The sequence below is a fragment of the Paraburkholderia sp. PREW-6R genome, assembly GCF_039621805.1.
In the GTDB taxonomy this organism is placed as follows: domain Bacteria; phylum Pseudomonadota; class Gammaproteobacteria; order Burkholderiales; family Burkholderiaceae; genus Paraburkholderia.
This window is the reverse complement of sequence record NZ_CP155074.1, coordinates 71,231-93,700: the sequence shown is the minus strand read 5'-3', so window position 1 is coordinate 93,700 and position 22,470 is coordinate 71,231. Positions and strand designations below refer to the sequence as shown.

The 22,470-nt window shown below is 62.9% G+C and carries 17 protein-coding genes and 1 pseudogene; 6 read left to right on the top strand and 12 right to left on the bottom strand.

Annotated elements, in window-relative coordinates; translation table 11 throughout:
- Window positions 1-47: 47 nt before the first annotated feature.
- From AAGS40_RS15725 to AAGS40_RS15715, 3 genes are all read right to left on the bottom strand, one after another.
- Complete coding sequence (locus tag AAGS40_RS15725; RefSeq protein ID WP_345815710.1) at window positions 48-770, bottom strand: PepSY-associated TM helix domain-containing protein; 723 nt, start codon at window positions 768-770, stop codon at window positions 48-50.
- Window positions 767-1,450 carry a Fe2+-dependent dioxygenase gene (locus AAGS40_RS15720; RefSeq protein ID WP_345815709.1) on the bottom strand — a complete coding sequence of 228 codons (684 nt, stop codon included), beginning with the start codon at window positions 1,448-1,450 and terminating at the stop codon, window positions 767-769. Before AAGS40_RS15720 ends, AAGS40_RS15725 begins: the two co-directional genes overlap by 4 nt.
- 83 nt (window positions 1,451-1,533) lie before the next feature.
- On the bottom strand, window positions 1,534-3,738 hold the full coding sequence (locus AAGS40_RS15715) for a TonB-dependent siderophore receptor (RefSeq protein WP_345815708.1): 2,205 nt from the start codon (window positions 3,736-3,738) through the stop codon (window positions 1,534-1,536).
- 253 nt (window positions 3,739-3,991) lie between these two features.
- Here AAGS40_RS15715 and AAGS40_RS15710 point away from each other — a divergent pair, with 253 nt between their 5' ends.
- The gene (locus AAGS40_RS15710) at window positions 3,992-4,987 is read left to right on the top strand and encodes an aldo/keto reductase (protein ID WP_345815707.1); all 996 of its coding nucleotides are present in this window, start codon (window positions 3,992-3,994) and stop codon (window positions 4,985-4,987) included.
- A 26-nt stretch (window positions 4,988-5,013) separates the two neighbouring features.
- On the opposite strand, the pseudogene AAGS40_RS15705 reads toward AAGS40_RS15710, so the two are convergent.
- From AAGS40_RS15705 to AAGS40_RS15685, 5 genes and pseudogenes are all read right to left on the bottom strand, one after another.
- Window positions 5,014-5,312 (bottom strand): annotated as a pseudogene (locus tag AAGS40_RS15705) (hypothetical protein); the annotation flags it as partial.
- Window positions 5,281-6,099, bottom strand: coding sequence for an ROK family protein (locus AAGS40_RS15700; RefSeq protein WP_345815706.1), 819 nt, complete (start codon window positions 6,097-6,099; stop codon window positions 5,281-5,283). The pseudogene AAGS40_RS15705 and the gene AAGS40_RS15700, both read right to left, overlap by 32 nt.
- Before the next feature lie 33 nt (window positions 6,100-6,132).
- On the bottom strand, window positions 6,133-7,740 hold the full coding sequence (zwf, locus tag AAGS40_RS15695; RefSeq protein ID WP_345815705.1) for a glucose-6-phosphate dehydrogenase: 1,608 nt from the start codon (window positions 7,738-7,740) through the stop codon (window positions 6,133-6,135).
- Between the two features lie 163 nt (window positions 7,741-7,903).
- The gene (locus AAGS40_RS15690) at window positions 7,904-10,777 is read right to left on the bottom strand and encodes a glucosidase (protein ID WP_345815704.1); all 2,874 of its coding nucleotides are present in this window, start codon (window positions 10,775-10,777) and stop codon (window positions 7,904-7,906) included.
- Window positions 10,778-10,828: 51 nt separating this feature from the next.
- On the bottom strand, window positions 10,829-12,838 hold the full coding sequence (locus AAGS40_RS15685) for an amylo-alpha-1,6-glucosidase (protein ID WP_345815703.1): 2,010 nt from the start codon (window positions 12,836-12,838) through the stop codon (window positions 10,829-10,831).
- Window positions 12,839-13,048: 210 nt separating this feature from the next.
- Between AAGS40_RS15685 and AAGS40_RS15680 the strand changes: the two genes are divergently transcribed.
- The 3 genes from AAGS40_RS15680 to AAGS40_RS15670 all read left to right on the top strand — a co-directional run bounded on the left by AAGS40_RS15680 (window position 13,049) and on the right by AAGS40_RS15670 (window position 16,027).
- Complete coding sequence (locus tag AAGS40_RS15680; protein WP_345815702.1) at window positions 13,049-13,396, top strand: hypothetical protein; 348 nt, start codon at window positions 13,049-13,051, stop codon at window positions 13,394-13,396.
- 60 nt (window positions 13,397-13,456) lie between these two features.
- Window positions 13,457-15,610 (top strand): phospholipase C, phosphocholine-specific, encoded by a 2,154-nt coding sequence (locus tag AAGS40_RS15675; RefSeq protein WP_345815701.1) that lies wholly within the window; start codon window positions 13,457-13,459, stop codon window positions 15,608-15,610.
- A 147-nt stretch (window positions 15,611-15,757) separates the two neighbouring features.
- On the top strand, window positions 15,758-16,027 hold the full coding sequence (locus AAGS40_RS15670; RefSeq protein WP_345815700.1) for a cupin domain-containing protein: 270 nt from the start codon (window positions 15,758-15,760) through the stop codon (window positions 16,025-16,027).
- 44 nt (window positions 16,028-16,071) lie between these two features.
- On the opposite strand, the gene AAGS40_RS15665 is transcribed toward AAGS40_RS15670, so the two are convergent.
- Both AAGS40_RS15665 and AAGS40_RS15660 read right to left on the bottom strand, forming a co-directional pair.
- Window positions 16,072-17,187, bottom strand: coding sequence for a succinylglutamate desuccinylase/aspartoacylase family protein (locus AAGS40_RS15665; protein WP_345815699.1), 1,116 nt, complete (start codon window positions 17,185-17,187; stop codon window positions 16,072-16,074).
- 29 nt (window positions 17,188-17,216) lie between these two features.
- Window positions 17,217-17,984: a transporter substrate-binding domain-containing protein gene (locus AAGS40_RS15660; RefSeq protein ID WP_345815698.1), complete on the bottom strand. Its 768-nt coding sequence runs from the start codon at window positions 17,982-17,984 to the stop codon at window positions 17,217-17,219.
- Window positions 17,985-18,118: 134 nt separating this feature from the next.
- On the opposite strand from AAGS40_RS15660, the gene AAGS40_RS15655 reads away from it, so the two are divergent.
- Both AAGS40_RS15655 and AAGS40_RS15650 read left to right on the top strand, forming a co-directional pair.
- Complete coding sequence (locus AAGS40_RS15655) at window positions 18,119-19,039, top strand: LysR substrate-binding domain-containing protein (RefSeq protein ID WP_345815697.1); 921 nt, start codon at window positions 18,119-18,121, stop codon at window positions 19,037-19,039.
- Between the two features lie 310 nt (window positions 19,040-19,349).
- Window positions 19,350-20,204, top strand: coding sequence for an oxidoreductase (locus AAGS40_RS15650; RefSeq protein WP_345815696.1), 855 nt, complete (start codon window positions 19,350-19,352; stop codon window positions 20,202-20,204).
- Window positions 20,205-20,224: 20 nt separating this feature from the next.
- Here the strand turns inward: AAGS40_RS15650 and AAGS40_RS15645 are convergent, their stop codons facing one another.
- A complete protein-coding gene (locus AAGS40_RS15645) occupies window positions 20,225-20,650 on the bottom strand; it encodes a rubredoxin (protein ID WP_345815695.1) in 426 nt (141 codons plus the stop codon).
- Between the two features lie 530 nt (window positions 20,651-21,180).
- Complete coding sequence (locus AAGS40_RS15640) at window positions 21,181-22,419, bottom strand: aromatic ring-hydroxylating dioxygenase subunit alpha (protein ID WP_345815694.1); 1,239 nt, start codon at window positions 22,417-22,419, stop codon at window positions 21,181-21,183.
- Between the last annotated feature and the right edge of the window lie 51 nt (window positions 22,420-22,470).

The window sequence follows — 22,470 nt, the reverse complement described above, 5'->3', positions numbered from 1 at the left end:
CGGACCCGCGGCCGCCGGGCCGCCGGGCCGCCGCGCCGCGTTCATGCTCACATCATGCCGACACATACCGCGGCGGCGATCGAGCCGAGCACCAGCACCGCGCCAATGGTCTTGCGCTTGTTCAGTTCGGTCCAAAGCAGAACGCCCGTGAGTGACAGCAGAATGATGCTGCCCGCCAGCGTGTCGATCAGCAGCACCCAGCCGACGCTCAAGCCCACGCCTTTGTGCAGATTCGCGAGCGTCGCGAGGAAGGTATTCGCGCTGCGCTTGACCGTCACGTAGCCATTGCCCACCCAGTATTCCGCCGACGTGTTCTCACCGGGCGACGCGAAGCTGAGTTGCCAGTGCTCCGGCTGAACGACACTGCGATCGCCCCACGCCACCGGATGCGCGGGCTCTTTCTGCATACGCCCCGGGTTGCCGTTGATTTTCAGTTCGTGCTTCAGCCATTTGGCCAGTTCACGCGGCGTGTCCGGCGCGGGCTGTGGCAGCGGCACCTGCAACATCGCCACTTGCGGCTCTCCCGTCGAAACGCGCAACGGGCCGCCACGGTGATTGAGAAAGAAACCGGTGGTGCCGAACAGCAGTCCCAGCGCGGCACCCCACAAGCCAACCCAGCCATGCACCTTGCGCAGCCACTTCACGAACGTGGCGCGTCGCGAGCGCCGTTGCCGCGACTTCAGTTCGTCGGGGTCGAGCCGCTGCGGCTCGTGCGTCGCGAAACGGTCGGCCGCCGGCGGCTGAATATCGAGGGTGTCGGGTGCGCTCACGGTTCGCTCCAGGTACGCAGAAGATTGTGGTAACAGCCAACGAGGCTGCGGCGTGCAGTGTCGTCGGCGTGGGTGGCGTTCAGCCTTTGAATGGCGGTGTCCATGTCGAACAGCAGCGCGCGCTGGGTGTCGTTGCGCACGAGGCTTTGCACCCAGAAAAAACTGGCGACGCGCGCGCCGCGCGTGACCGGGGTCACCTGGTGCAGGCTCGTCGCCGGATAGACAATCATGTCGCCCGCCGGCAGCTTGACCTGCTGCACGCCGTAGGTGTCTTCGATCACGAGCTCACCGCCGTCGTAGTCGGCAGGTTCGGAAAGAAACAGCGTGACCGACACGTCGGTGCGCAACTTCACGCCATTGGGCAACACGCGCACCGCGCCGTCCACATGACTGCCGAACGTCATGCCGCCTTCGTAGCGGTTAAAGAGCGGCGGGTACACCTGATTCGGCAGCACTGCGCTGATGAACAGCGGGTTGCGTTCGATCGCGGCAAGAATCTCGTCACCGAGTTCGCGTGCGACCGGCGTGTGCTCCGCGATCTGCTGGTTGCGTTTCACGGGTGCGCCCTGATAGCCGGCGGTCGCGCGGCCGTCGACCCAGGCCTCGCCTGCGCGGTCCAGACGTTCGCGGATCGCGCGGACCTGTTCGGCGTTCAAAACATTCGGAATGTGCAGCAACATTGGTGTGTCCCGGGCGTCGGCTTGCCGCATCACAAAAGCGGCAAGCCTAACGCATGTGGCCTTCGCGCACGCAGCGCAAAAAATCAGAAGCGATAGTCGAACGTAGCCAGCAGCGTGCGTCCAATGCCCGGCACGGAGCGGCCGCCGTCCGACGCGATCAGCCCGTCGTAGTACTGCTTGTTGGTCAGATTCAGCAGGTTCAGGCGCACGTCGTACTTCTTCGCGTGGTACGCGGCGGTCACGTCCCAACGCGTATAGCCCGGCACCTTCACGTAATTCGTGTTCGATGCGTAGCGCGGCGACATGTAAATCGGACCGCCGCCCAATTCCCAGTGCGGCGTAAGCGCATAAGTCGTCCAGATCGTGATCGTGTTGCGCGGCGTGTTCGCTGGAACGTGTCCCTGGGTGCCATCGAGCGCCTTCAGGATGATCGCATTCATATACGTGTAGCCGCCGAACACCTGCCACTTGTCGGTAATGTGCCCCGTAACGTTGGTCTGGAAACCGTCCACGCGGACGTCGCCATCGAGCTCATATTCGGTTGGCGACACCTGCGTGCGCGCGTTGTTCTTTTCCTCGCGGAAGAATGCGGAGTTGACCGAAATGTTGCCGCCGAGCAGGTCCCATTTGCCGCCCACTTCATATGACTTCGTGGACTCCGGCGCGAGGTTCTGCGTCAGATTCGTCACTGTCAACGCTTCGAGCGACGGGTTGAACGACGTGCCGTACGACACGTAATAAGACTGCCAGTCTGTCGGCTGATAAATCACGCCGGCGCGCACGCTCGTGAAGAAGTTGGTTTGCGTCGCGTAGCGCGGCAGGCTGACCGTATTGTGAATCTGCGCCTGAAAACGGTCCCAGCGCAGACCGCCGACCAGTTTCCAGTGCTGGCCAAGCGACACCGTATCGTTCACGTAAGCGCCGATTTCGTTCGAACCGGAATCCGCATAGTTGCCGAGCGTGGTCGTCACACCTGCGGGCGACGACAGATACTGCGGATTCACCATCGTCACGACCGGCAGGTTATTACGCGTGTACGCCTGATTCGAATAACTGTCGTGGCCGAGTTCGAAGCCCGCGATCACGTCGTGCCTGATCGGCCCCGTATCGAATTTGTATTCGAGCGCGGTGTCGTTGTACAGCGAGTGGTTCTGGATCACACGGTCATGGCTTTGCAGCTTGATGAACAGTTGCGACGGCGAGAGCGACGTGTAGTTGCCGTTGGTCAGCGCAGTGCTGGTCGCAAGAGGCCCGGTCAGCACGGCTTGCGGCGCAGTTTCCCGCGCGTCGGTCATGGAGTGGGAAAACTGCGTCTGGTTGGTCAGGGTCAGCGCGTCAGAGAACTTGTGCTTGATCGCGGCGTTGAACGTCTGCACGTCCTGAATCGTGCGGTCGGTGGTCAGGCCATAGAACGTATTTTTCGAGACCGGCGCCGGGCGACCGTTCAGCGCCTGCACACCGTAGTCCGGCATATCGTAGTTATGCTGGATCAGCGCGGAAATCGTCACCTCGGTCGGCGTGCCGATGCCAAAGCGCACTTCGGGCGCGATACCGTAGTCCTTGTTCTTCATCTCGTCGCGCGACGAACCAAGGCTTTGGCCGAAGGCGTTCAGGCGGATCGCCGAGGTATCGGTGAGCTTGTGGTTCACGTCGACGGTGCTGCGATAGCGATCGTCGGTGCCGATCATGCCGGTGACTTCGGCGGAATCCTTCAGGTTTGCTTTCTTGCTGACCTGGTTAATCACGCCGCCTGTCGATCCGCGGCCGAACAGCATCGAAGAAGGGCCGTATAGCACTTCGATCTGTTCGAGGTCGAAGGTATCGCGGTAATACTGATTCCGGTCGCGGAAGCCGTCGAGGTAAATGTCGTTTTGCGCGGTAAAGCCGCGCAGATTGATGTTGTTGCCGATCTGGCCGCCTTCGGCCGCACCGATCGTCACACCCGGCGCATTGCGCAACGCGTCCTGAAACGAGGTCGCGCCCTGCGATTCCAGCACCGCCTTGTTAATGACCGTCACCGTCTGCGGAATATCGCGCAACGCGGTCGGCGTTTTGGCGCCGACCGTCGAACGCTCCGGCTGAAAGTCCTGCTGTTCGGCCCGCGCGGTCACGCCGACGGCCGGCAACGTCGTGCCATCCGCATTCGTGGCGGGTTTCGCGCTTGCCGGCGCGGTGTCGGCCGACGGTTGCGACGCAGCCTGCGGCGCCGTCTGGGCGACGGCAGGCGTGGCGAAAGGAACGGCAAAAGCTAGCGCGAGCGCTGTCGCGAGCGGTGTATGTTTGAGCATGTGAATCCCGTCAGAATGGCGCTTGCCGGATCCGTACGAACACGGGATCGATGACAAAGCCGCTATGGCTGGCTGCCGGTCTCCTGCTAGGCAAGGACGACGGGATGGCTGGCTGGGTTTATAAGTATAAATGAGAATCGCTATCATTCCACAAGCAGCGCGCTGCGGCAATCTCGACCCCCGTCACGCGGAACCGTTTATCCTTTTTGCAACACTCTTTGCCGTTCCGATCCACCCAACCCCGGAGTGACCCATGCAGTTTCGCAAATTCGGCAGCACCGGCCTGACTGTTTCGCGCTTGTGCCTCGGTACGATGACCTTTGGCCTGCAAACCGAAGAAGACGCGTCCCATCGCATTCTCGACACCGCCGCGGACGCCGGCATCAATTTCATCGACACGGCCAACGTGTATCCGCTCGGCGGCGGCGAAAACCTCGCCGGGCGCACGGAGGAAATCGTCGGTCGCTGGCTGAAGGGCAAACGCGAGCGCTTCATCGTCGCGACAAAAGCGGTCGGCAAAGTGGGGCCGTCGTCGTGGGATCAGGGCGCGTCGCGCAAACATCTGCTCGATGCCATCGACGCATCGTTGCGCCGTCTCGGAACCGACTACGTCGACCTGTATCAGCTTCATTCCGACGACGCCAGCACGCCGCTCGATGAAACACTGGAAGCGCTGGACGTGATCGTTCGCTCGGGAAAGGCGCGCTATATCGGGGTATCGAATTTCCTCGCCTATCGGCTCGCACGCGCGCTCGGCCGTGCCGACGTTCTGCATACGGCGCGCTTCGTGTCGGTCCAGCCGCGCTACAACCTGCTGTTCCGCCAGATCGAGCGTGAGTTGCTGCCCCTCGCCGGAGAGGAGCACCTTGCCGTGATGCCGTACAACCCGCTCGCAGGCGGACTTCTAACCGGCAAGCACCAGCACGACGCCAAGCCCGCTTCCGGGCGCTTTACCGACACGGTCGGCAAGGCGGGTGCCATGTACACGGAACGCTACTGGCATGAGCGCGAATTTCAGACGATCGAGCAATTGAAAGCGATCGTGGCGCCCACCGGCGAATCATTGACGCGAATCTCGCTCGCGTGGGTGTTGGCCAATCCGTTGATCAGTTCGGCGATTATCGGCGCGAGCCGTGCCGAGCAGTTGAGCGACACCCTGGCGGCAGTGGATGTCGTGCTCGACGAGCAGATCAGGAAGCAACTCGACGAAGCGACCGTGCAGTATCGCTGGGGTGACGCGGCGCGCTAGGCGTGTCCGACCTCGTTACAGACCGGCGCGCCGTCCGGATCGAAGATCGTGACGGCGTAGCGCTTCGCCCGCCGGGTGCGTTGCGCTATTGCAGCGCGGGCGGCACGTTGCCGCCGCCGCACCGGTTCGCGCTCGCGGTATGACTCGAATCGAGCGTGCCGCGTTCGGCAAGACCGGGCGACGACACCGCGAAGCCTTCGGTTTGCGCGCTGACGGCACCGCGCAGCGATGCCGCGCGCACACCGGCTCGAAGCCCGGCCCGGCCGGCCGATCCAGGCGTTACCCGCACCGTGTCATTTGAATTTGCCTGAGCGCGTGGTGGCATCCGGCAACTGACGCGTTTCCCGCACGGACCGTGGGTGCCACAGCCGCGCGCCGCCTTCGATACCGGCGTCGTTCGACACGGTGGCGACATTTGCCGGAAGCTCGAATTTCAGGCGCGTCGCGTTGCCGCCGCCGATCCATAATTTGTCATAGTTCACGAGTCGTTCAATGATCCCGATCACTTTCTGGACACGGTGATTCCAGCGCTTGTTGCCCGCCTTCTCGCGCGCGGCGTCGCCAATGTACTCGTCATAGGCCACCCCTTTCTTGCTTACCGGATGATGCGCGAGCTCGAGGTGCGGCATCAGTTCGCCGTCGCGAAACATGGCCGTGCCCGCGCCCGTGCCGAGCGTCAGCACGAATTCGAGGCCTTCCCCTTCGATGGCGGCGAAGCCCTGCATTTCGGCGTCGTTGATCATGCGGACCGGCAGGCCGCCGAGCCGCTGCGCCAGCGAGTCGGCAAGCGGAATGTCGTGCCAGCCTTCGTCGCCGAAATGGGGCGCCGTGAGAATACGGTTATTGCGCACCACGCCCGGAAAGCCAATCGACATCAGCGTGGCCGGTTCTTTCTCGACCAGCGGCTGCACCAGTTTCACGAGTTCGTCGACGAGCTGATCCGGCGTGCACGGGTGCGGCGTCGCGACTCGCAGGCGTTCGGTTTGCATCTTGCCGTCCGCGTCGATGATCGCGGCTTTCAGACCCGTGCCGCCCACGTCGATCGCAAGAATGCGTTCGGTGCTGCTCGCCTCTTTCGCCTTTCCTTTCGCTTTGGTGCTGGGTGTCGCCATGGCATTCCCCGTTGATGTTGATACGCGTGATGGTCACTTCTTCTCGTGTTGTTCCGTTTTCAGCGGCCGCCACGCATGGCCGTCGCGCGCCAGAAGCGCGTCCGCTTCGGCCGGCCCTTCGCTGCCGGCCGGGTAAGGGTGCACGGCCATCGGGCCGCCGGTTTTCGGATGCAGCACGTCTTCCACCGCGGCCCAGCTCGTTTCGATACTGTCGGCGCGCTGGAACAACGTCTCGTCACCGAGCATGCAGTCGTACAGCAGCGTTTCATAGCCCACGTTGGCGCGTTCCGCAAAGAAGTCGGCATAGTCGAACGACGACTGCACGTGCCCGATCTGCATCACCGGTCCGGGCGTCTTCACATTGAAGTCGAAGCTCGTGCCATGCGCCGGGTCGATGCGCAGCGTAAGCACGTTGGGCGTCAGCGCATCGACCGGCGTGTCGCGGAACATTCTGAACGGCACCGGCTTCAGTTGCACCGAGATTTCCGTGCGCCGCGCGGCGAGGCGCTTGCCGGTACGCAGATAGAACGGCACGCCGGCCCAGCGCCAGTTCTCGACGAACACGCGCGCGGCCGCATAGGTTTCCGTTGTGCTGTTGGGCGCGACGTCCGGTTCTTCGCGATAGCCGACGCCCGCCGGACCTTTCTCGTACTGACCAAATACCACGTCTTCACGAGTCAGCGGCTGGATCGCGTCGAAGACTTCGGCTTTCTTGTCCCGCACGGCTTCGGCGTCGAACGAATTGGGCGGCTCCATCGCGACCATGCCGAGCAGCTGGAACAGGTGGTTCGGCAGCATGTCCCGAAACGCGCCGGTTTGCTCATAGAACTTGCCGCGCCCTTCCACGCCAATCGTTTCAGCTGCGGTGATCTGCACGCTGTCGATATATTCGCGCCGCCATATCGGTTCGAACAACGCGTTGGCAAAGCGCACCGCGAGTATGCTCTGCACGGTGTCCTTGCCGAGAAAGTGGTCGATGCGATAAACCTGCGTCTCTTTCGCATACGACAGGATGTGTTCGTTCAGATCACGCGCCGACGCGAGATCGGTGCCGAACGGTTTCTCGATCACGATGCGGCGGAATGCGCCGCTGTCCTCTTCCTTCAGCAAACCCGCCTTGCCGAGCCGCTCGGCAATCGGTTTGAAGAATCGCGAACTCACCGCGAGGTAGAAGATCACGTTGCCGCCCGACCCTTCGCCGAGCTTCTGCTTGAGCTTCGTGAAGACGTCATCGGTTTCGAATTCGCCCGCCATGTATTCGAGGCGTTGCGCGACCCAGTCCCACGCCTTGTCGTCGAGTTTGCCCGCGTGAAAGGTGCTGGCCTTGTCGGCGGCGAACTGTTCGAGCGACTTGTGCAGATCGTCGCGCCATGCACTCGTCTCGCGCTCACCGTGATTCACGCCGATGATCTTCATGCCGCCGTCGAGCAGTCCGTCGACGGCGAGGTTGTAAAGCGCAGGCATCAGCAGACGCTTTGTGAGATCGCCACCCGCGCCGAAGATCACCAGCGTGCAGGGCGGCGCGGGCCGCTTGCCGGCCGGCGACGCGGGCGCTTCATGCGGTCCCGCGCCGACCTTGCAGCTCGGCGATTGAGTGTCGGTGGGGTGGCTCGAAGCTGGAGTGTTCGGTGTAGTCGACATGGGATTCACTTTAGGAAACCAATGGAACGGACGTGGTGTGAATGACAGACCACGCTCGAACCCGCACAGTTCAAAATCGATCACTTGCGGCGTGTCGCCGTGCGGGATGTAGGGCTGATGTAACCTCGCGACCGCTAACCGCTAAACACATGGCAAGTTGCCGCTACTTTGCCGGCGCCCCTGCCAGCGCCGATGTGACTTCCGGCGCAACTTGCGGTGAAACTTCCGACGAATCGGCAGAGGCCGGCGCGGGCGTCCCGTCCTGTGGCTGGCTTTGCCGCTGGCCTTGCGTTTGCGCCTGTTCCCGAGGCGACGTGGGAAGCGGTGCCTCGTCCGGCTCGCCTGTCACCGGCACGTTGCCTGACGCGGCCATCACACGCGGTTGCAAAAGCAGTGCCACGAGACCGGTCCAGCCGGTTTGATGCGACGCGCCCACACCGCGCCCATTGTCGCCATGAAAATACTCGTGGAAGAGAATCAGATCGCGTGAACGCGGGTCGGCCTGCAGCAGCGGATACGCGCCCATCACCGGCCGCTCGCCGTCCTTGTTCTTCAGGAACAACCGGGTGGCGCGGCGCGCGAGTTCGTCGGCGATTTCGCAGAGCGAAAACTTCTGACCCGAGCCTGTCGGATATTCGACGCGGAAATCGTCGCCGTAATAGCGATGAAATTCGTACAACGACTCGATCAACAGATAGTTGACCGGCATCCAGATGGGCCCGCGCCAGTTGGAGTTGCCGCCGAACACGCGTGTGTCCGATTCGGCCGGCAAATACTGGACCGTGAAGCTGTCGCCGTTGTGGTTGAACACGAACGGGTTGTCGCGATGGTAACGGGAGAGCGCCCGCACGCCGTAGTCCGACAGGAACTCGCTTTCGTCGAGCGCGCGCCGCAACAGCGCTTTCATCCGATGTCCGCGCAGGAGCGACAGCAGCAACGCGTTGCGCCTGCCAGGCTCGTTCCAGCGCGACACCAGCCTCGCGAGATCGGGGCGATGTTCGAGGAACCATCTGAGCCGCTCACGCAGTCCCGGCAATTTGCCATGCAGGCGTTCTTCGAGCACATGTACCGCGAACAACGGAATCAGACCGACAATAGAGCGCACGCGCATTGGAACATTCGTGCCATTGGGCAGGCGCAACTTGTCGTAGAAGAACTCGTCTTGCGCATCCCACAGACCGGTATCGCAACCGTCGTCGCAACTGACTGCTTCCGCGATGTACAGGAAGTGCTCAAAAAACTTCACGCCGATATCGACGAACACATGATTCGCGTACGCCAGTTCCAGCGCAATCCGCATCAGGTCCAGCGCGTACGCCGCCATCCACGCGGTGCCGTCCGCCTGATCGATATGGCCGCCGGTGGGCAGCGGTGACGAACGATCGAATATCCCGATGTTATCCAGCCCGAGAAACCCGCCCTGGAAAATATTGTGACCGTCGGCGTCCTTGCGGTTCACCCACCACGAAAAATTGAGCAGCAGCTTGTGGAACACCAGTTCGAGAAAGTCGCGGTCGGCCCTGCCGGTCAACGCGCGATCGATCTCGTAGACGCGCCAGGCGGCCCATGCGTGCACAGGCGGATTGGCGTCGCCCAACGCCCATTCGTAAGCGGGCAACTGGCCATTGGGATGCTGATAGCGGTCCTTCACCAGCAGGAGCAACTGGCGCTTCGCGAACGCCGGATCGATCAACGCGAAAGCAGCGGCATGGAACGCCAGATCCCACGACGCGTACCACGGGTACTCCCACTTGTCGGGCATCGACACGATGTCCGCATTGCACAGATGGCGCCAGTCCGCATTGCGGCCGTGCTTGCGCGCCGCCGGCGGCGTGGGTTGCAATGGATCGCCTTCGAGCCAGCGATGCACGTCGTATTCGTAATACTGCTTCGACCACAGCATGCCGGCGAGCGCCTGCCGTTGCACGAGGCGCGCGTCCGGGTCAGCGATTTCGTGTTGCAACGCGCCGTAGAATTCGTCGGCCTCGGCAATGCGGCGCGCGAACAGCGCGTCAACGTCGAGCGGCGTGTCGTCCGGCGCGGACTGCGGGCGCCAACGCATGTAGACCACCGCGCGCCCCTGCGGGCCGAAGTGGAGCGACGCATGAGCGCCGGCCTTGGTGCCGGCGTCTCGCCGCACCGCATTTTCATCGCCGTGCACCAGATAGTCGTTGAAGCCGTCCTTGAACGGACCGGCACCCTCCATGTTGAACAGACGCCGCACGTTCGTGTCGTTCTCGCAGAACAGCCAGTTCATCTCCGGCGCATCTTTCGACCACGCCGTCACGACGATCGGTTCGAGTCCATGCTGACGCCCGACCACCTGCTTCTCGCCGCGCGGGGTCGTGCCGGCGACGAGCGAAGGCTTGTCGTTGTTCTCTCGCCACGACCACGAATTGCGAGCCCAGATCTGCGGCAGCACGTCGAGCGATGCGGACTTGTCCGCGCGATTTTCGATCGTCACCCGCATCACGATGTCGTCTGGCGCGTGCTTCGCATACTCGACCTGAACGTCGAAGTAACAGAGGTCGTCGAACACGCCGGTGTCGAGAATTTCGTACTCCGGCATGTCGCCGCCGCGGCAGCCGTTTTCGTTGACGAGGTCGTCATAGGGAAAGGCCGCGTGCGGATACTTGTACAGCATGCGCATGTATGAATGCGTGGGCGTGCCATCGACGTAGAAGTACAGCTCCTTCACGTCTTCGCCATGATTGCCCTGCGCATTGGTGACGCCGAACAGGCGCTCCTTCAGGATCGGATCCTTGCGATTCCACAACGCAAGCGACACGCACCAGTTCAGCTTGTCGTCGCTGAACCCGGCAATGCCGTCTTCGCCCCAACGGTACGCACGGCTGCGCGCATGATCGTGCGGAAAGTAGTCCCAGGCCGTGCCGTTTTCGCTGTAATCCTCCCGCACCGTGCCCCACTGACGTTCGCTCAGGTAAGGTCCCCAGCGTTGCCAGCGGGCGCACTCGGGCGAGTGCAGGCGTGAGCCTTCAATGGTGGCGAGCAGATTGGCAGCGCGCAGCGGTGGCATGACGAAGTCCTTGCATCAGGCTTGGCGGTGGGACACACATCGTAGCGCGGTTTACGCAACGGCGGGCTCGAATCGGGCAAGCAGACGTTCAACGCGTAGCAATTCCCCGAGCGACCACGCCTGGAACGGCGTGCCTGCGGGCGCGTGCGGCGCATCGCCGTCAGCGATCTCGGACACATGATCGAGACCGGCGTGATCGAGATGCGCGTAAAGGGGATCGAGAAAGCGCGCTCTGGCTTGCGCGGGTGCTTCAGCGTCGGACTGATGAACCCGCAGCCACGCTTCGACGAATGGGCCCAGAAGCCACGGCCACACCGTGCCTTGATGATAGGCGCCATCGCGTTCCAGCGGCGAGCCGCCATAGTGGCCGCGATAGGCGGGATCGGACGGCGCGAGCGTTCGCAGGCCGAGCGGCGTGAGAAGTTCAGCTTCGACCTGCTCGACTATCGCGCGCGCCGCTTCGCCTTCGACCAACGCAAACGGCAGGCCGCCCACTGCGAAAATCTGGTTGGGCCGGATAGCGCGATCCACCGTACCGTCGATGAAATCGACATCCACATTGTCGAACAAAGCATGCGTGCGAGGGTCGGTGAAGCGCTCCAGAAAGGCTTGTTGCGCGCGTTCCGCAGCGGCCTGCCAGTGCGGGTTCCAGGCTGCCGCAATGCGCAACGCGTTGATCCACAGCGCCTGCACTTCGACCGGTTTGCCGATGCGCGGCGTGACAACCCAATCGCCGACTTTCGCGTCCATCCACGTGAGCTGCACGCCCGGTACGCCTGCGCCGAGCAGTCCGTCCACCGCCGACGCCTTGATGTTAAAGCGCGTGCCGTTCGTGTAGCCGGTGAGGATCGTTTCGACGGCCTGTTGCAAACGCGCGCGCGTGGCCGCTCCCGCATGTAAGGTGTGCAGATAGTCGTGAACGGCGACGACGAACCACAGCGAAGCATCGACCGAGTTGTACTCGGGTGTGTCGCCATAGTCGGGAAACCGGTTTGGCAGCATGCCTTCCGACAACGTGGCCGACCATTCGAGCAGGATTGCTTCGGCTTCGTCGAGCCGGCCCGACGCGATCAGCAGTTTGCGCATGGCAATGAAAGTATCGCGGCCCCAGTCGGTGAACCACGGAAATCCTGCGAGAACCGTGCGGCCCTCATTGCGCGCGACAATATACGCGTCGGCCGAACGTTGCAGTCGCGAACCCAAAGCGCTGCGGCGGGCCTGCTCGGAACGCGCAAGATTGGCGGCATAGGTGGCGGCCGCGCAGACGGCGGCTGCATGAGCCGCATTGGGCGCCTGCTCGCTCGACGCCGCCGATGCGCTCAGCACCATTACCGCTTCACCCCGTGCAAGGTCGAAACTGAACACGCCGGGCGTCGCGAGATCTTCGCTGAAATCGAGACCGCGCTCGCGTTCGCGGACATAGCAGAAGTCGCGATACCAATCGGGCGCGTGCGTATAGACGCCGTTCGTCGCCGCATGGATCATGGGCACGTCGCCATACGGTTGCCAGCTGACGCAGCCCGCGTTCGCGTCCGTTGAGCCACTCGTGCGCGCGTCGAAACTGAATGCGCTGTTCCGATGATGCAATGCGTGGTAATCGCGACCCGATATCAACGGCCTCACCTTCAAGATGACGCCGCTCGTTGCAGGGTCTGCGCCGCCGTCCAGCCGCCAGCGCAATACACATTCGCACGTCGCCTTGGTGACGAAAACTTCCGCCGTGACCACACAATGCGTGTCGCCCAGCGAGACGCGCCAGGTCGGCCACGGTTGCGTATCGAATGCGATCAGGCTCGGCGTGATATCCGGATACACCACATCCGGCACATAGCGTTGCATGCTTAGCGGATAGCGTTTGCCGTCCGTCTCGACCCATGCCTCCACGCCATTGACGAGCACCATCCGGCCGCCCGGCGCACGCGTAGCGGCCAGCAGCAGTGCGTGATAGCGCCGTGTGCGCCACGTGCCGACCGTGCCCGACGCGAAACCACCGGCGCCGTCCGCCTCGAGCCATTCGTCGTCGAGACGCGCGGCGTCGAAAGGTCTTTCAATGCGTGTCATGAATGAACTCCTGCAAGAAGCCGTCCGGAATCTGTGTGTAGCGATCAGCACGCGCGTGTCGCCGTCGCGAACATTGTCCTTCTTCTCACTTTCCCGATTCTTTCAACGGACCGACTTTCGAACGAAAGTTTTACCACTCGCAAACGTTTCACAATTATTTCTTGAAAGCATTGGAGACTGCACCGGCTTTCACGAAAAATGGACGCGAACATGAGAAGAGACAAACGCCTCGCCAGCGTTGCGTTGGTTGTGCTTGCAACCTTCGCGCTCGCCACCACGGTTTCACTGCTAGGTGGTTGCGGCGCGGACGACGCCGCGCCGAACAGTGCAGCGTCCCCCCCTGCCGCGGTCAACGACGATACCGCACAACGTGCGCAGCCCGCGTGGCAGAGCGCCACGTCCGGCGGCCTGCCAGGTGCATCGAGCCCGCTCTCGGCCGACCCGTCCGCAGCCTCCGACGTCATCACGCAAAACATGCAGGCAAGCCTCGCTGCCGATAGCCGGCAGGTTCCACCGGTCATGCGCTACGCGCCCGGCGACAGCGCCGGCAACAACTAATCCGACTCCACCGGCGCGCGCGTGGCGCGCTATTCTTCCCCCAGCAGAAGGTGATATTCGATGACATCAACTAGCCGTCGCCGTTTCCTGCAGACCGTCGCTTCCTCCGCCGGCGCTGCCACCGCGCTGACCGCGCTGCCCGAATCCATTCGCAATGCGCTTGCCGTGCCTGCATTCTCGCGCACCGGCACGATTCGCGACGTCGAACATATTGTCGTGTTCATGCAGGAGAACCGGTCGTTCGACCACTACTTCGGCCACCTGCGTGGCGTGCGTGGCTACAACGACCGCTTCCCGATTCCGCTGCCGGGCGGCAAGCCGGTGTGGTATCAGCCGTCGAAAGAGGACGCGACCAAGCCCGTGTTGCCGTTTCACCTCGACACGTCGACCACCAGCGCGCAATGCGTGGGCGATCTCGATCACTCCTGGTACAAGACCCACGCCGCGATCGACGGCGGCCGCTACGATCAGTGGCCCGCCAACAAGACCGACATGACGATGGGCTACCACCTGCGCGGCGACATTCCGTTTCACTACGCGCTCGCCGATGCGTTCACCGTCTGTGATGCCTATTTCTGTTCGCTGCCCGGACCGACGCACCCGAACCGCGCGTACCTGATGAGCGGCATGGTCGATCCGAGCGGCACGATGGGCGGCCCGCTGCTCGACAATAACGATTTCGTCGACGGCGATGCGCCGCCGCAGTATCAGTTGCTCTCGTGGACCACGTATCCGGAGCGCCTGCAGGCCGCCGGCATTTCGTGGCAGGTCTATCAGCAAGGTCTGAACGGCAACGATCCGCTGAACGGCAACTACGGCACCAACATCCTGCAGAACTTCACGAACTACATCAACGCGCAACCGGGTACGCCGCTGTACGAGCGCGCGCAGACCGTGCGCACCATCGACGATCTGAAGGCCGACGTGCTGGCCAACAAGCTGCCACAAGTATCGTGGCTGTGCCCGCCCGCTGCGTATTCCGAGCACCCGAGCTACACGCCGGCATATGGCGCGGAATACACGTCGCAGATTCTGGAGGCGCTCACGTCGAATCCCGAAGTGTGGAGCAAGACCGTTCTGTTCATCATGTACGACGAGAACGACGGCTTCTTCGATCACGTCGTGCCGCCGCAGCCGGCCACGACGCCCGCGCAAGGCAAGTCGACGGTCACCACCGAAGGCGAAATCCATAACGTGGTCAACCCTGCCCGGGGCGGCACGTACACCGCCGACGGCCTGCCCTACGGCCTCGGCCCGCGTGTGCCGATGACGATCGTGTCGCCGTGGAGCAAGGGCGGATTCGTGTGCTCGCAGGTGTTCGATCATACGTCGGTGATCCGCTTCATCGAAACCCGGTTTGGCGTGTATGAGCCGAATATCACCGCATGGCGTCGCGCCGTGTGCGGCGACCTCACGACCGCGTTCGACTTCCGCACGCCGGATTCGAAAGTTCCGCCACTGCCGGACACGAGCAACTACAAGAGCATCGCGGACAACCAGTGCGCCACGCAGCCCAAGCCGACCGTTCCCGCGACGCCGGGCGCGATCGACCCGCAGGAAGGCGGCATCCGTTTTGCCCGCGCGCTGCCGTATGAACTGCACGTGAACGGCCACGCCAATGCGTCGAGGAACAGCTTCGAGATCGCGTTCGGCAACACGGGCGATCAGGGCGCGCACTTTTACGTGTACGCGTCGAACCGGACCGACGGCCCGTGGCGCTATACCGTCGAAGCCGGCAAGTCGCTCAGCGAAACCTTCGACCTGAGCATGACGAACGGCGTCTATACGTTCGAAGTGTTCGGTCCAAACGGTTTCGTACGCAAGTTTTCCGGCAACACGCAACAGACCACGTCGACGAGCGCGCAGGCCGCGGGCGTCCATGCGCACGGCAAGCACGCGCAGCCCGAAGTCAAAGTGCAATACGACGCGGCCAACGGCAACGTGTTCCTGAAGTTCACCAACACAGGCGGTGGCGTTGCGCGCCTGACGGTGACCGACAACGTCTACGGCGCGCGCACGCGGTCGGTGCTGGTGCCGGCCGGCGCACATATCGAGGAGGCGTGGGTGCTGGCGTCGAGCCATCACTGGTACGACCTGACGGTGACGAGCAACGACGATGCGAGCTTCTCGCGGCGTCTGGCCGGTCACGTCGAAAATGGCCGGCCGAGCATCAGCGATCCGGCGGCCGTCGCGCCGGTGCTGGTCGCGAGCTAACGGAAGTTTTCGGCGCCAAAGCAGGCTTCGGTCGAGCGGGCAGATAACGGCTCGCCCGGCCGGAGTCCGCAAGCGCATTGAAGCGCTGCGAAAAACAGCGGATCGCGCTAAAGTGGGTGTCCCTCACTGCCTGACCAGGGTGGCGCCATGAACCGCGAAGCATTCACTGAAAGCCTGACGAAAGAAGGGTTCCCTGACGCGGTAGTCGTTACGCGTGAGGCCAACACGGCAATGGATGTGCACGCGCATCCGTTCGAGGCCAAGGCGCTCATTATCGAAGGCGACATGCACATTCGCGTGGGCGAGGAAGAGCGCCTCTACCGCGTGGGCGACGTGTTTCATCTCGCCGCCAACGAGCCGCATTCGGAACGCTACGGTCCGAACGGCGTCACCTATCTCGTCGGGCGGAAGCAGTAACGCGCGGTCGTGAGCCGCGCCTTTTTCTGCCGGTTGATCGACGACTACGCGCCGAGCAGAACGCCGGTCCTGAACGGCTGCGTGCCCGTCACGCGGCCCAGCGGCGCACCCGCCGTCACGAAACGGATCGCGCGACGCATGTAAAACACGCCTTCCGTGTTGCTCGACACCGTCGTCGTCTCGTCGGTCAAGGGATCGACGATATCGAATAGCGGCTGCCCCACGCGAATCGTGTCGCCGATTGTCGCGCGATGAATCAGAATCCCGCTGACCGGCGCATAGAACTGCTCGCTTCCGGCAAGCGGCGTAGCGGGCGATAACAGCGGCGGCAACGGCTTGGCTTCGCCACGAATCGCCTTGCGCCACACGAAATAATCGATCAGCGCGTCCGCGTCTTCCTGCGCGACTTCGTACGACACGTCGCGCTGGCCCCGGCATTCCACCGTGACGGCAATGGCGCCGTTCGGCACGGGTTTGTCCGCGGGCAGGTCCTGCTGCAATTTCCACCACAGCAGGCTGTGCGTTTCGTCGAACGCTGCGCCGCCCGAATCGGTGGCCAGTAGCGAAGCCTGCGCGCCAAGATAGCGCGACAGCGGCTCGAACTCAGGCCACGCGGCCTCGCTCGTGTAGACATGCATGGCGGCTTCGAGCGAGCAGTGCAGGTCGATCACCACATCTGCGTCATACGAGAGTTTCAGCATCGCCAGTTGCAGCGACTCGAACTCGGTCAACGGCTTGATCGCTTCCAGCTCCGCCGCGAGCAGATCGCGAATGATGCGCCGGTTCATGTCGACGTCGCCGCCAAGCAGATCTCGTGCGCGCGCGGCCAGCTTCGGGAACTGCGCGAAGTGGCGATTAAAGTTTTTGCCGCTGCCGAGATCGAATCGTCCGAGAAACTGACCGAGCACGTACTGGCCAAGTCCGACCGGATTCGCGACCGGCACCAGCACGATCCGGGCATTCAGCGCGCCCGCTTTTTCCAGTTCCGCAAGACGGCGCTTGAGCAGCACGGTGGTCAGCATGGCGGGCGTTTCGTCGGCATGCAACGACGCCTGGACGTAAATCTTCTGCCCGCTGTCCGTCGGGCCGAAGTGGAACGACACCAGTTCACGGTGTGTGCCGATAGCCGGCGAGAGAAGCGGAATGGATTGCCTGTTCATATGCGCGTGCGCCAGAAACGAATGGAGAATCAGTTGCCGTAGGGATCGAAGTCGAAGTACTTCTTCGCGATCTGCGCATACGTACCGTCCTTGAGCATGGAAGCGATTGCCGCGTTGATCGACGCCTGCACCGCCGTTTCGTCTTTACGCAGGCCGATGCCCACGCCACGGTCGCCCATGGAAAGCGGTTCGCCGACGAACGCAAAGCCTTTCCCTGCAGGTGTGCGCAGAAAGCCGTAATCGGCCTCGACAGAACCGAGCAGCGCGCCGTCCAAACGCCCGTTCTGCAAATCCGCGAACACTTCGTCCTGACTCTTGTACGCGACGACGTGCGCACCGTTCGGCGCCCAGTTCTTCAACGCATACGTTTCGAACTGCGTGCCGGACTGTATGCCGATCTGTTTTCCCGCCAAGGCATTCAGACCGCCCGCGAGCGGCGAACCCTGACGCGCGATAAGCCGCGACTTGAATTGAAACAGTTTCGACGAAAACAGAATCTGCTGCTCGCGCTTTTCGGTAATCGCCATCGACGAAAGAATCGCGTCGATCTTGCGTGCCTGCAGTGCCGGAATCATGCCGGAGAACTCCAGCTCGACCCACTGGCAACGTGCATGAATGCGCTTGCAGATTTCGTTGCCGAGATCGACGTCGAATCCTTTGAAACTGCCGTCGGGCGCCTTGGCGTCCATTGGCGGATAGCTGGGGTCGATGCCCAGACGCAGCGTATTCGGCTCGGCAGCCAGCGCGCTGGCGCAGACGGTCAGCGCGGCGCTCAGAATCATCAGCGAAAGTTTCATGGGAGCGGAGTGTGGGTGGCAGAGCACGAGGGACCAAGCACGGGTGAATCCATGCTATGTCGCCGTTGCGCTCTGCAGAAGTCCCGTTCAGACTATCATGATCACTTTTACCGATCATCCGACGCTTATCGCTCATGGCCCTGACTCTCTCGCAGTTGCGCGCTTTCACAGCGGTGGCGGAACACGGCAGTATCCGTGCGGCGTCGCGAGCCCTTGGGATTGCACAGAGCGGCATTACCCAGCAATTGCAGAATCTCGAATCCATGCTGGGGGCAACGCTCTTCACGCGTACGAATCGCGGCATTGCATTAACAGCGCTCGGGCAGCGCCTCTTGCAGCGGGCCGGCGCGATCATCGGCGAATGCGAGCGGGCCGAGCAGGACGTGCAGCAACTACGCGGCGATTACGTTGGCGAAGTGACATTGGGGATGTCCACTGAACCGCTGATCGATGCCTTCGCGCCAGTACTGATGGAATTTCGCCAGCGCTTTGAACGGGTCGCGGTACACCTTCGGGTCGGCACGTCGCGCATGATGATTTCGCGGATCCGCGAAGGTACGCTGGACTTTGCGGCGGCGCTCGTGTCGAAGCACACGGACACCACCGATCTTTCAGTCACGCCGCTGTATGCATCGGACCCGGTGATCGTCTGCCGGCAAGGTCATCCGAAAGCCGGTGCGCGCACGCTGGCAGAACTGGCCGACTGCCCGTGGATCGCGACGCGCTCGCCGAATCTCACCGACGACCCGCAGGTCAACCGGCTGAGCCACCTGTTCGAGAGCCACGGTCTGCGGCCGCCCAACATCATTGCGACGGTGGAAGGGCTGTATGAAAGTCTGCACCTGGTCGGCGCCACGGACTGCCTGTCGCTCGAATCGTCGGTCGTGGTGAAGCGCGGGCCGTTCGCCACCACGCTCACGTCCATCAACGTGCGCGAGCGGGCGCTCGAGCAGGACGTGTGTGTTCTGCAGCGCGCAGCCGTTCCGCTCACACCCGCCGCGCAGGAACTCGCTGCGATGATCGCGTCTTACGCGCGCGCTGTTCGGGCGCGCTGAACCACGCGGTCATTCCAGTCATCGTGGCCTTGCTGGCGCCGCCAAGCACACGGGACATGCTACGGCTACAATCAAACGCTACCCCGTGCGTGGCTAGCCGTCGGCGCTGCTGTCAGCGCCTTGCATCGCCTTCAGGCGCGTTCGCAACAGGCCGGGCACGCTTCACGCTAAACACCATGGCAAACCGCTCGCACGGATCACTCCCATTGCAGCACATGCACCAAGTGCGACGGCCGCACGCGCAACCACCACGCGTTCGCGCCGCATGAAGTTTTCCTTACGTCGTTGACCATCAACAGGAGTTTCCCAAATGATGAATCGAGACAACCCCGTCTGGCTGATCACAGGATGTTCCACCGGCTTTGGCCGTGAGCTGGCAAAGCTCGTGCTCGAACGTGGCTGGAGCGCGGTCGTGACGGCGCGCGACGCGTCGAAAGTGCAGGATCTTGCGCAAGGACATGGCGACCGCGCGCTCGTGCTGCCGCTCGATGTCACGAAGCGCGAGCAGATCGACGAAGTCGTCGCGAAAGCGAAGCAGCATTTCGGCCGTATCGACGCGCTGGTGAATAACGCAGGCTACGGCTATCTGGCCGCGATCGAAGAAGGCGAGGACGACGAGGTCCGAGCAATGTTCGAAACCAACGTGTTCGGCCTCGTCGATATGACGAAGGCCGTGTTGCCGATCATGCGCGAGCAGCACAGCGGGCTGATCGTCAATGTGTCGTCGATCGGCGGGCTGACGAGTTTCGCGGCGACCGGCTACTACCACGCGACGAAGTATGCGGTGGAAGGGCTGTCCGAATCGCTTGCAACGGAAGTGAAGCCGCTCGGCATCGACGTGCTGCTGGTCGAGCCGGGACCGTTCCGCACGAATTGGGCGGGCCCGTCGATCAAACAATCGGCCACCGTGATCGACGACTATGCGGACACCGCCGGCGAACGCCGCAAGCAGACGGAAGCGCGCAGCGGCAAGCAGGCGGGCGATCCGGTGCGCGCCGCGCAGGCGATCATCGACGCCGCGCTTTCCGATACCCCGCCGCTGCGCCTGCTGCTTGGCAAGACCGCGCTGGAACTCGCGTACAAGAAGCTCGATTCGATGCGCAGCGATTTCGACACATGGAAAGAGACGACGGTGGGCGCGGACTTTCCTGAAGGAGCGGGTTAAGCAGAAAAGCCGCACCACGCCTAGAACTCCACCAGCGCGAAGTCTTCCTTGCCCACGTCGCATAGCGGGCAACGCCAGTCGGCCGGCACGTCTTCCCAGCGCGTGCCGGCCGCAATGCCTTCTTCCGGCAAACCGGCCGCTTCGTCGTAAATCCAGCCGCAGATCACGCAGACCCACTGCTTGAAGTCATCTGCAACAGCAGAAGCAGGGGTCGAGACAGCGGATGCTTTCGACGCGTTCGCCGGTTCGGCCGACGGCGTTTCATCCAGGCTCACAACCAGCGGCGCGGCAGTGCCCGCGCTGCTCTCCGCGAGACGCGCCTGCAAGCTCTCCAGCAGCCGCTGCGCTTCCACCTGTGTCAGGTCAATCCAGTAAGGATCGCCCGCGCCGTCGTTCAGCCGTGCGGGAGAAAACTGGATTTCAACGGCTACGCCCTTCTTGTACATGGGAAATCGGTGTATCGATGAAGCCGGCACGCGAGGGCCGGCGTGTAGTCGAATGCATGAAACCCGCGTGTTACGCAGGTCAGACGAACTGGTTCAGTACGATCGCAACGATCAGGGCGATGCCGCCGATGAGACCCAGCATTTGCAGCAGAGTCAGGGATTTACGCGGGGTAGTGTTGAGTGGTTGCGTGCTCACGGGATGCTCTTGAATATCGAAAAAAGCGAAATGGTACACGCACGGCGCTGTCGCTTACCTCGATTGGCGCAAACATCGCTGCATCTGCTGCACATCTTTGAGTAAGCGGCAGGCGCCGCGCGGTCGTCATTATCGCCGCTCGCAGGCGCGATATTCACAACGATATGAAGATGGATTCATTCCTGCTGGCGCGGAAAGCCGGCTGCGGCGGCGCGGCTCGCTGCTGGGCTCGGCGACGGCGGCCGCGGCCGCTACCGCCGCTACCGCCGCCCGAGCGCGCGCCTTAGCCCGCGTGTGCAAGCTCACGCGCCGCGCGGCGTCAGGAACGCCGCGATCAGCTCTTCGCGAGGGGACTGCCGTGGCGCGAATCCCAGAAGCGAATCACCGACGTATCGCCCGTGCCCGCGCCCACCACCTGGTCCGGCGCGCCGCTTTCGCGCAGCAACGCCCTCAATTCGTTGATGACCGGAAACACCTCATGGTTCCAGTCCGAACCTTGCGAATCATGGGCGCGCTGTTCCGCCTCGACGATTTCGCGGTCTTCCTTGAAGATGCGTTCCGTGAACCACACCAGCAACGGCCACGCGAGATTGAGCACGCCCGGAACACCCGGCTTGCGGATCGACAGCAGACCGAACGTGCGATTGGTGCGCTGCTCGCGATCGAGCGGCACGTAGATGATCCACAGGTCCATGACGAGCGTCTGATCCTTGGTGCGGATCTGCAGCGTCTGATACGGATACTCGGTGCGGATCGTCATGACGTCTTTGTCGTTGTCGCCGCCGGTCTTGCGGCTCTGGCCGAACACGATGGCTTCGCCAATCGGCTGCTGGCCCGCCATGCGCGCAAAGGTGTAGTCGACCTCGACCCAACCGTCGCCGCGCCGACGCCCGAGCGAGCGCGCGCGCATCTGGCCCATCTGTTTGCGGTGCAGAAACTGATGGTTCATGTCCATCAGGTTCTCGTGCATGAACGAGTAATGACAATTCACCGGGCGGCCAAAACGGCGCGTCTTGTACTTCTTGTCAGACACGGAGCCGAGCGGCGGCAGCGGCCGCTCGTCCGCCAGCGCGGCGTCGCCCGGAAACACGAAAACCAGACCTTCCACTTCGCGGCACGGATACGAGCGCACGCCGTTCGGCAAACGGTCGCGGCCCAGATACGGCACGTCGATGCATTGGCCGGAGCAGTCATAGGTCCAGCCGTGATAGCCGCAACGGATCGACTCGCCCTCCACCACACCCTGATGCAACGGCACCTGACGATGCGCGCAGCGATCTTCGAGCGCGAAGACCTTGCCTGATTCCGTGCGGGCCAGCACGATCGGTTCGCCCGCGAACGTCACGCCGTGCGTCTTCCCCCGCTTGACCTCGTGCGACCACGCGAGCGGATACCAGTAGTCAGGGTGAATACCCACCCGGCGCAGGTCACGCACGGGCGCGCTGCTGGCGCTGTGACCCGGTGCATTCGCACTAGCCGGGGAGTGAGCGGATTTCGACGCGGCGCCATCCACCGGCGGCACGTCGACGGTAACGTCGGCAGGATCTTGTTCGAGCGGGGGAACTGCATGCATACGTAGAGTCTCCGTGCACGAGCGCATGAAAGGTCGCCGGCACGGATACCG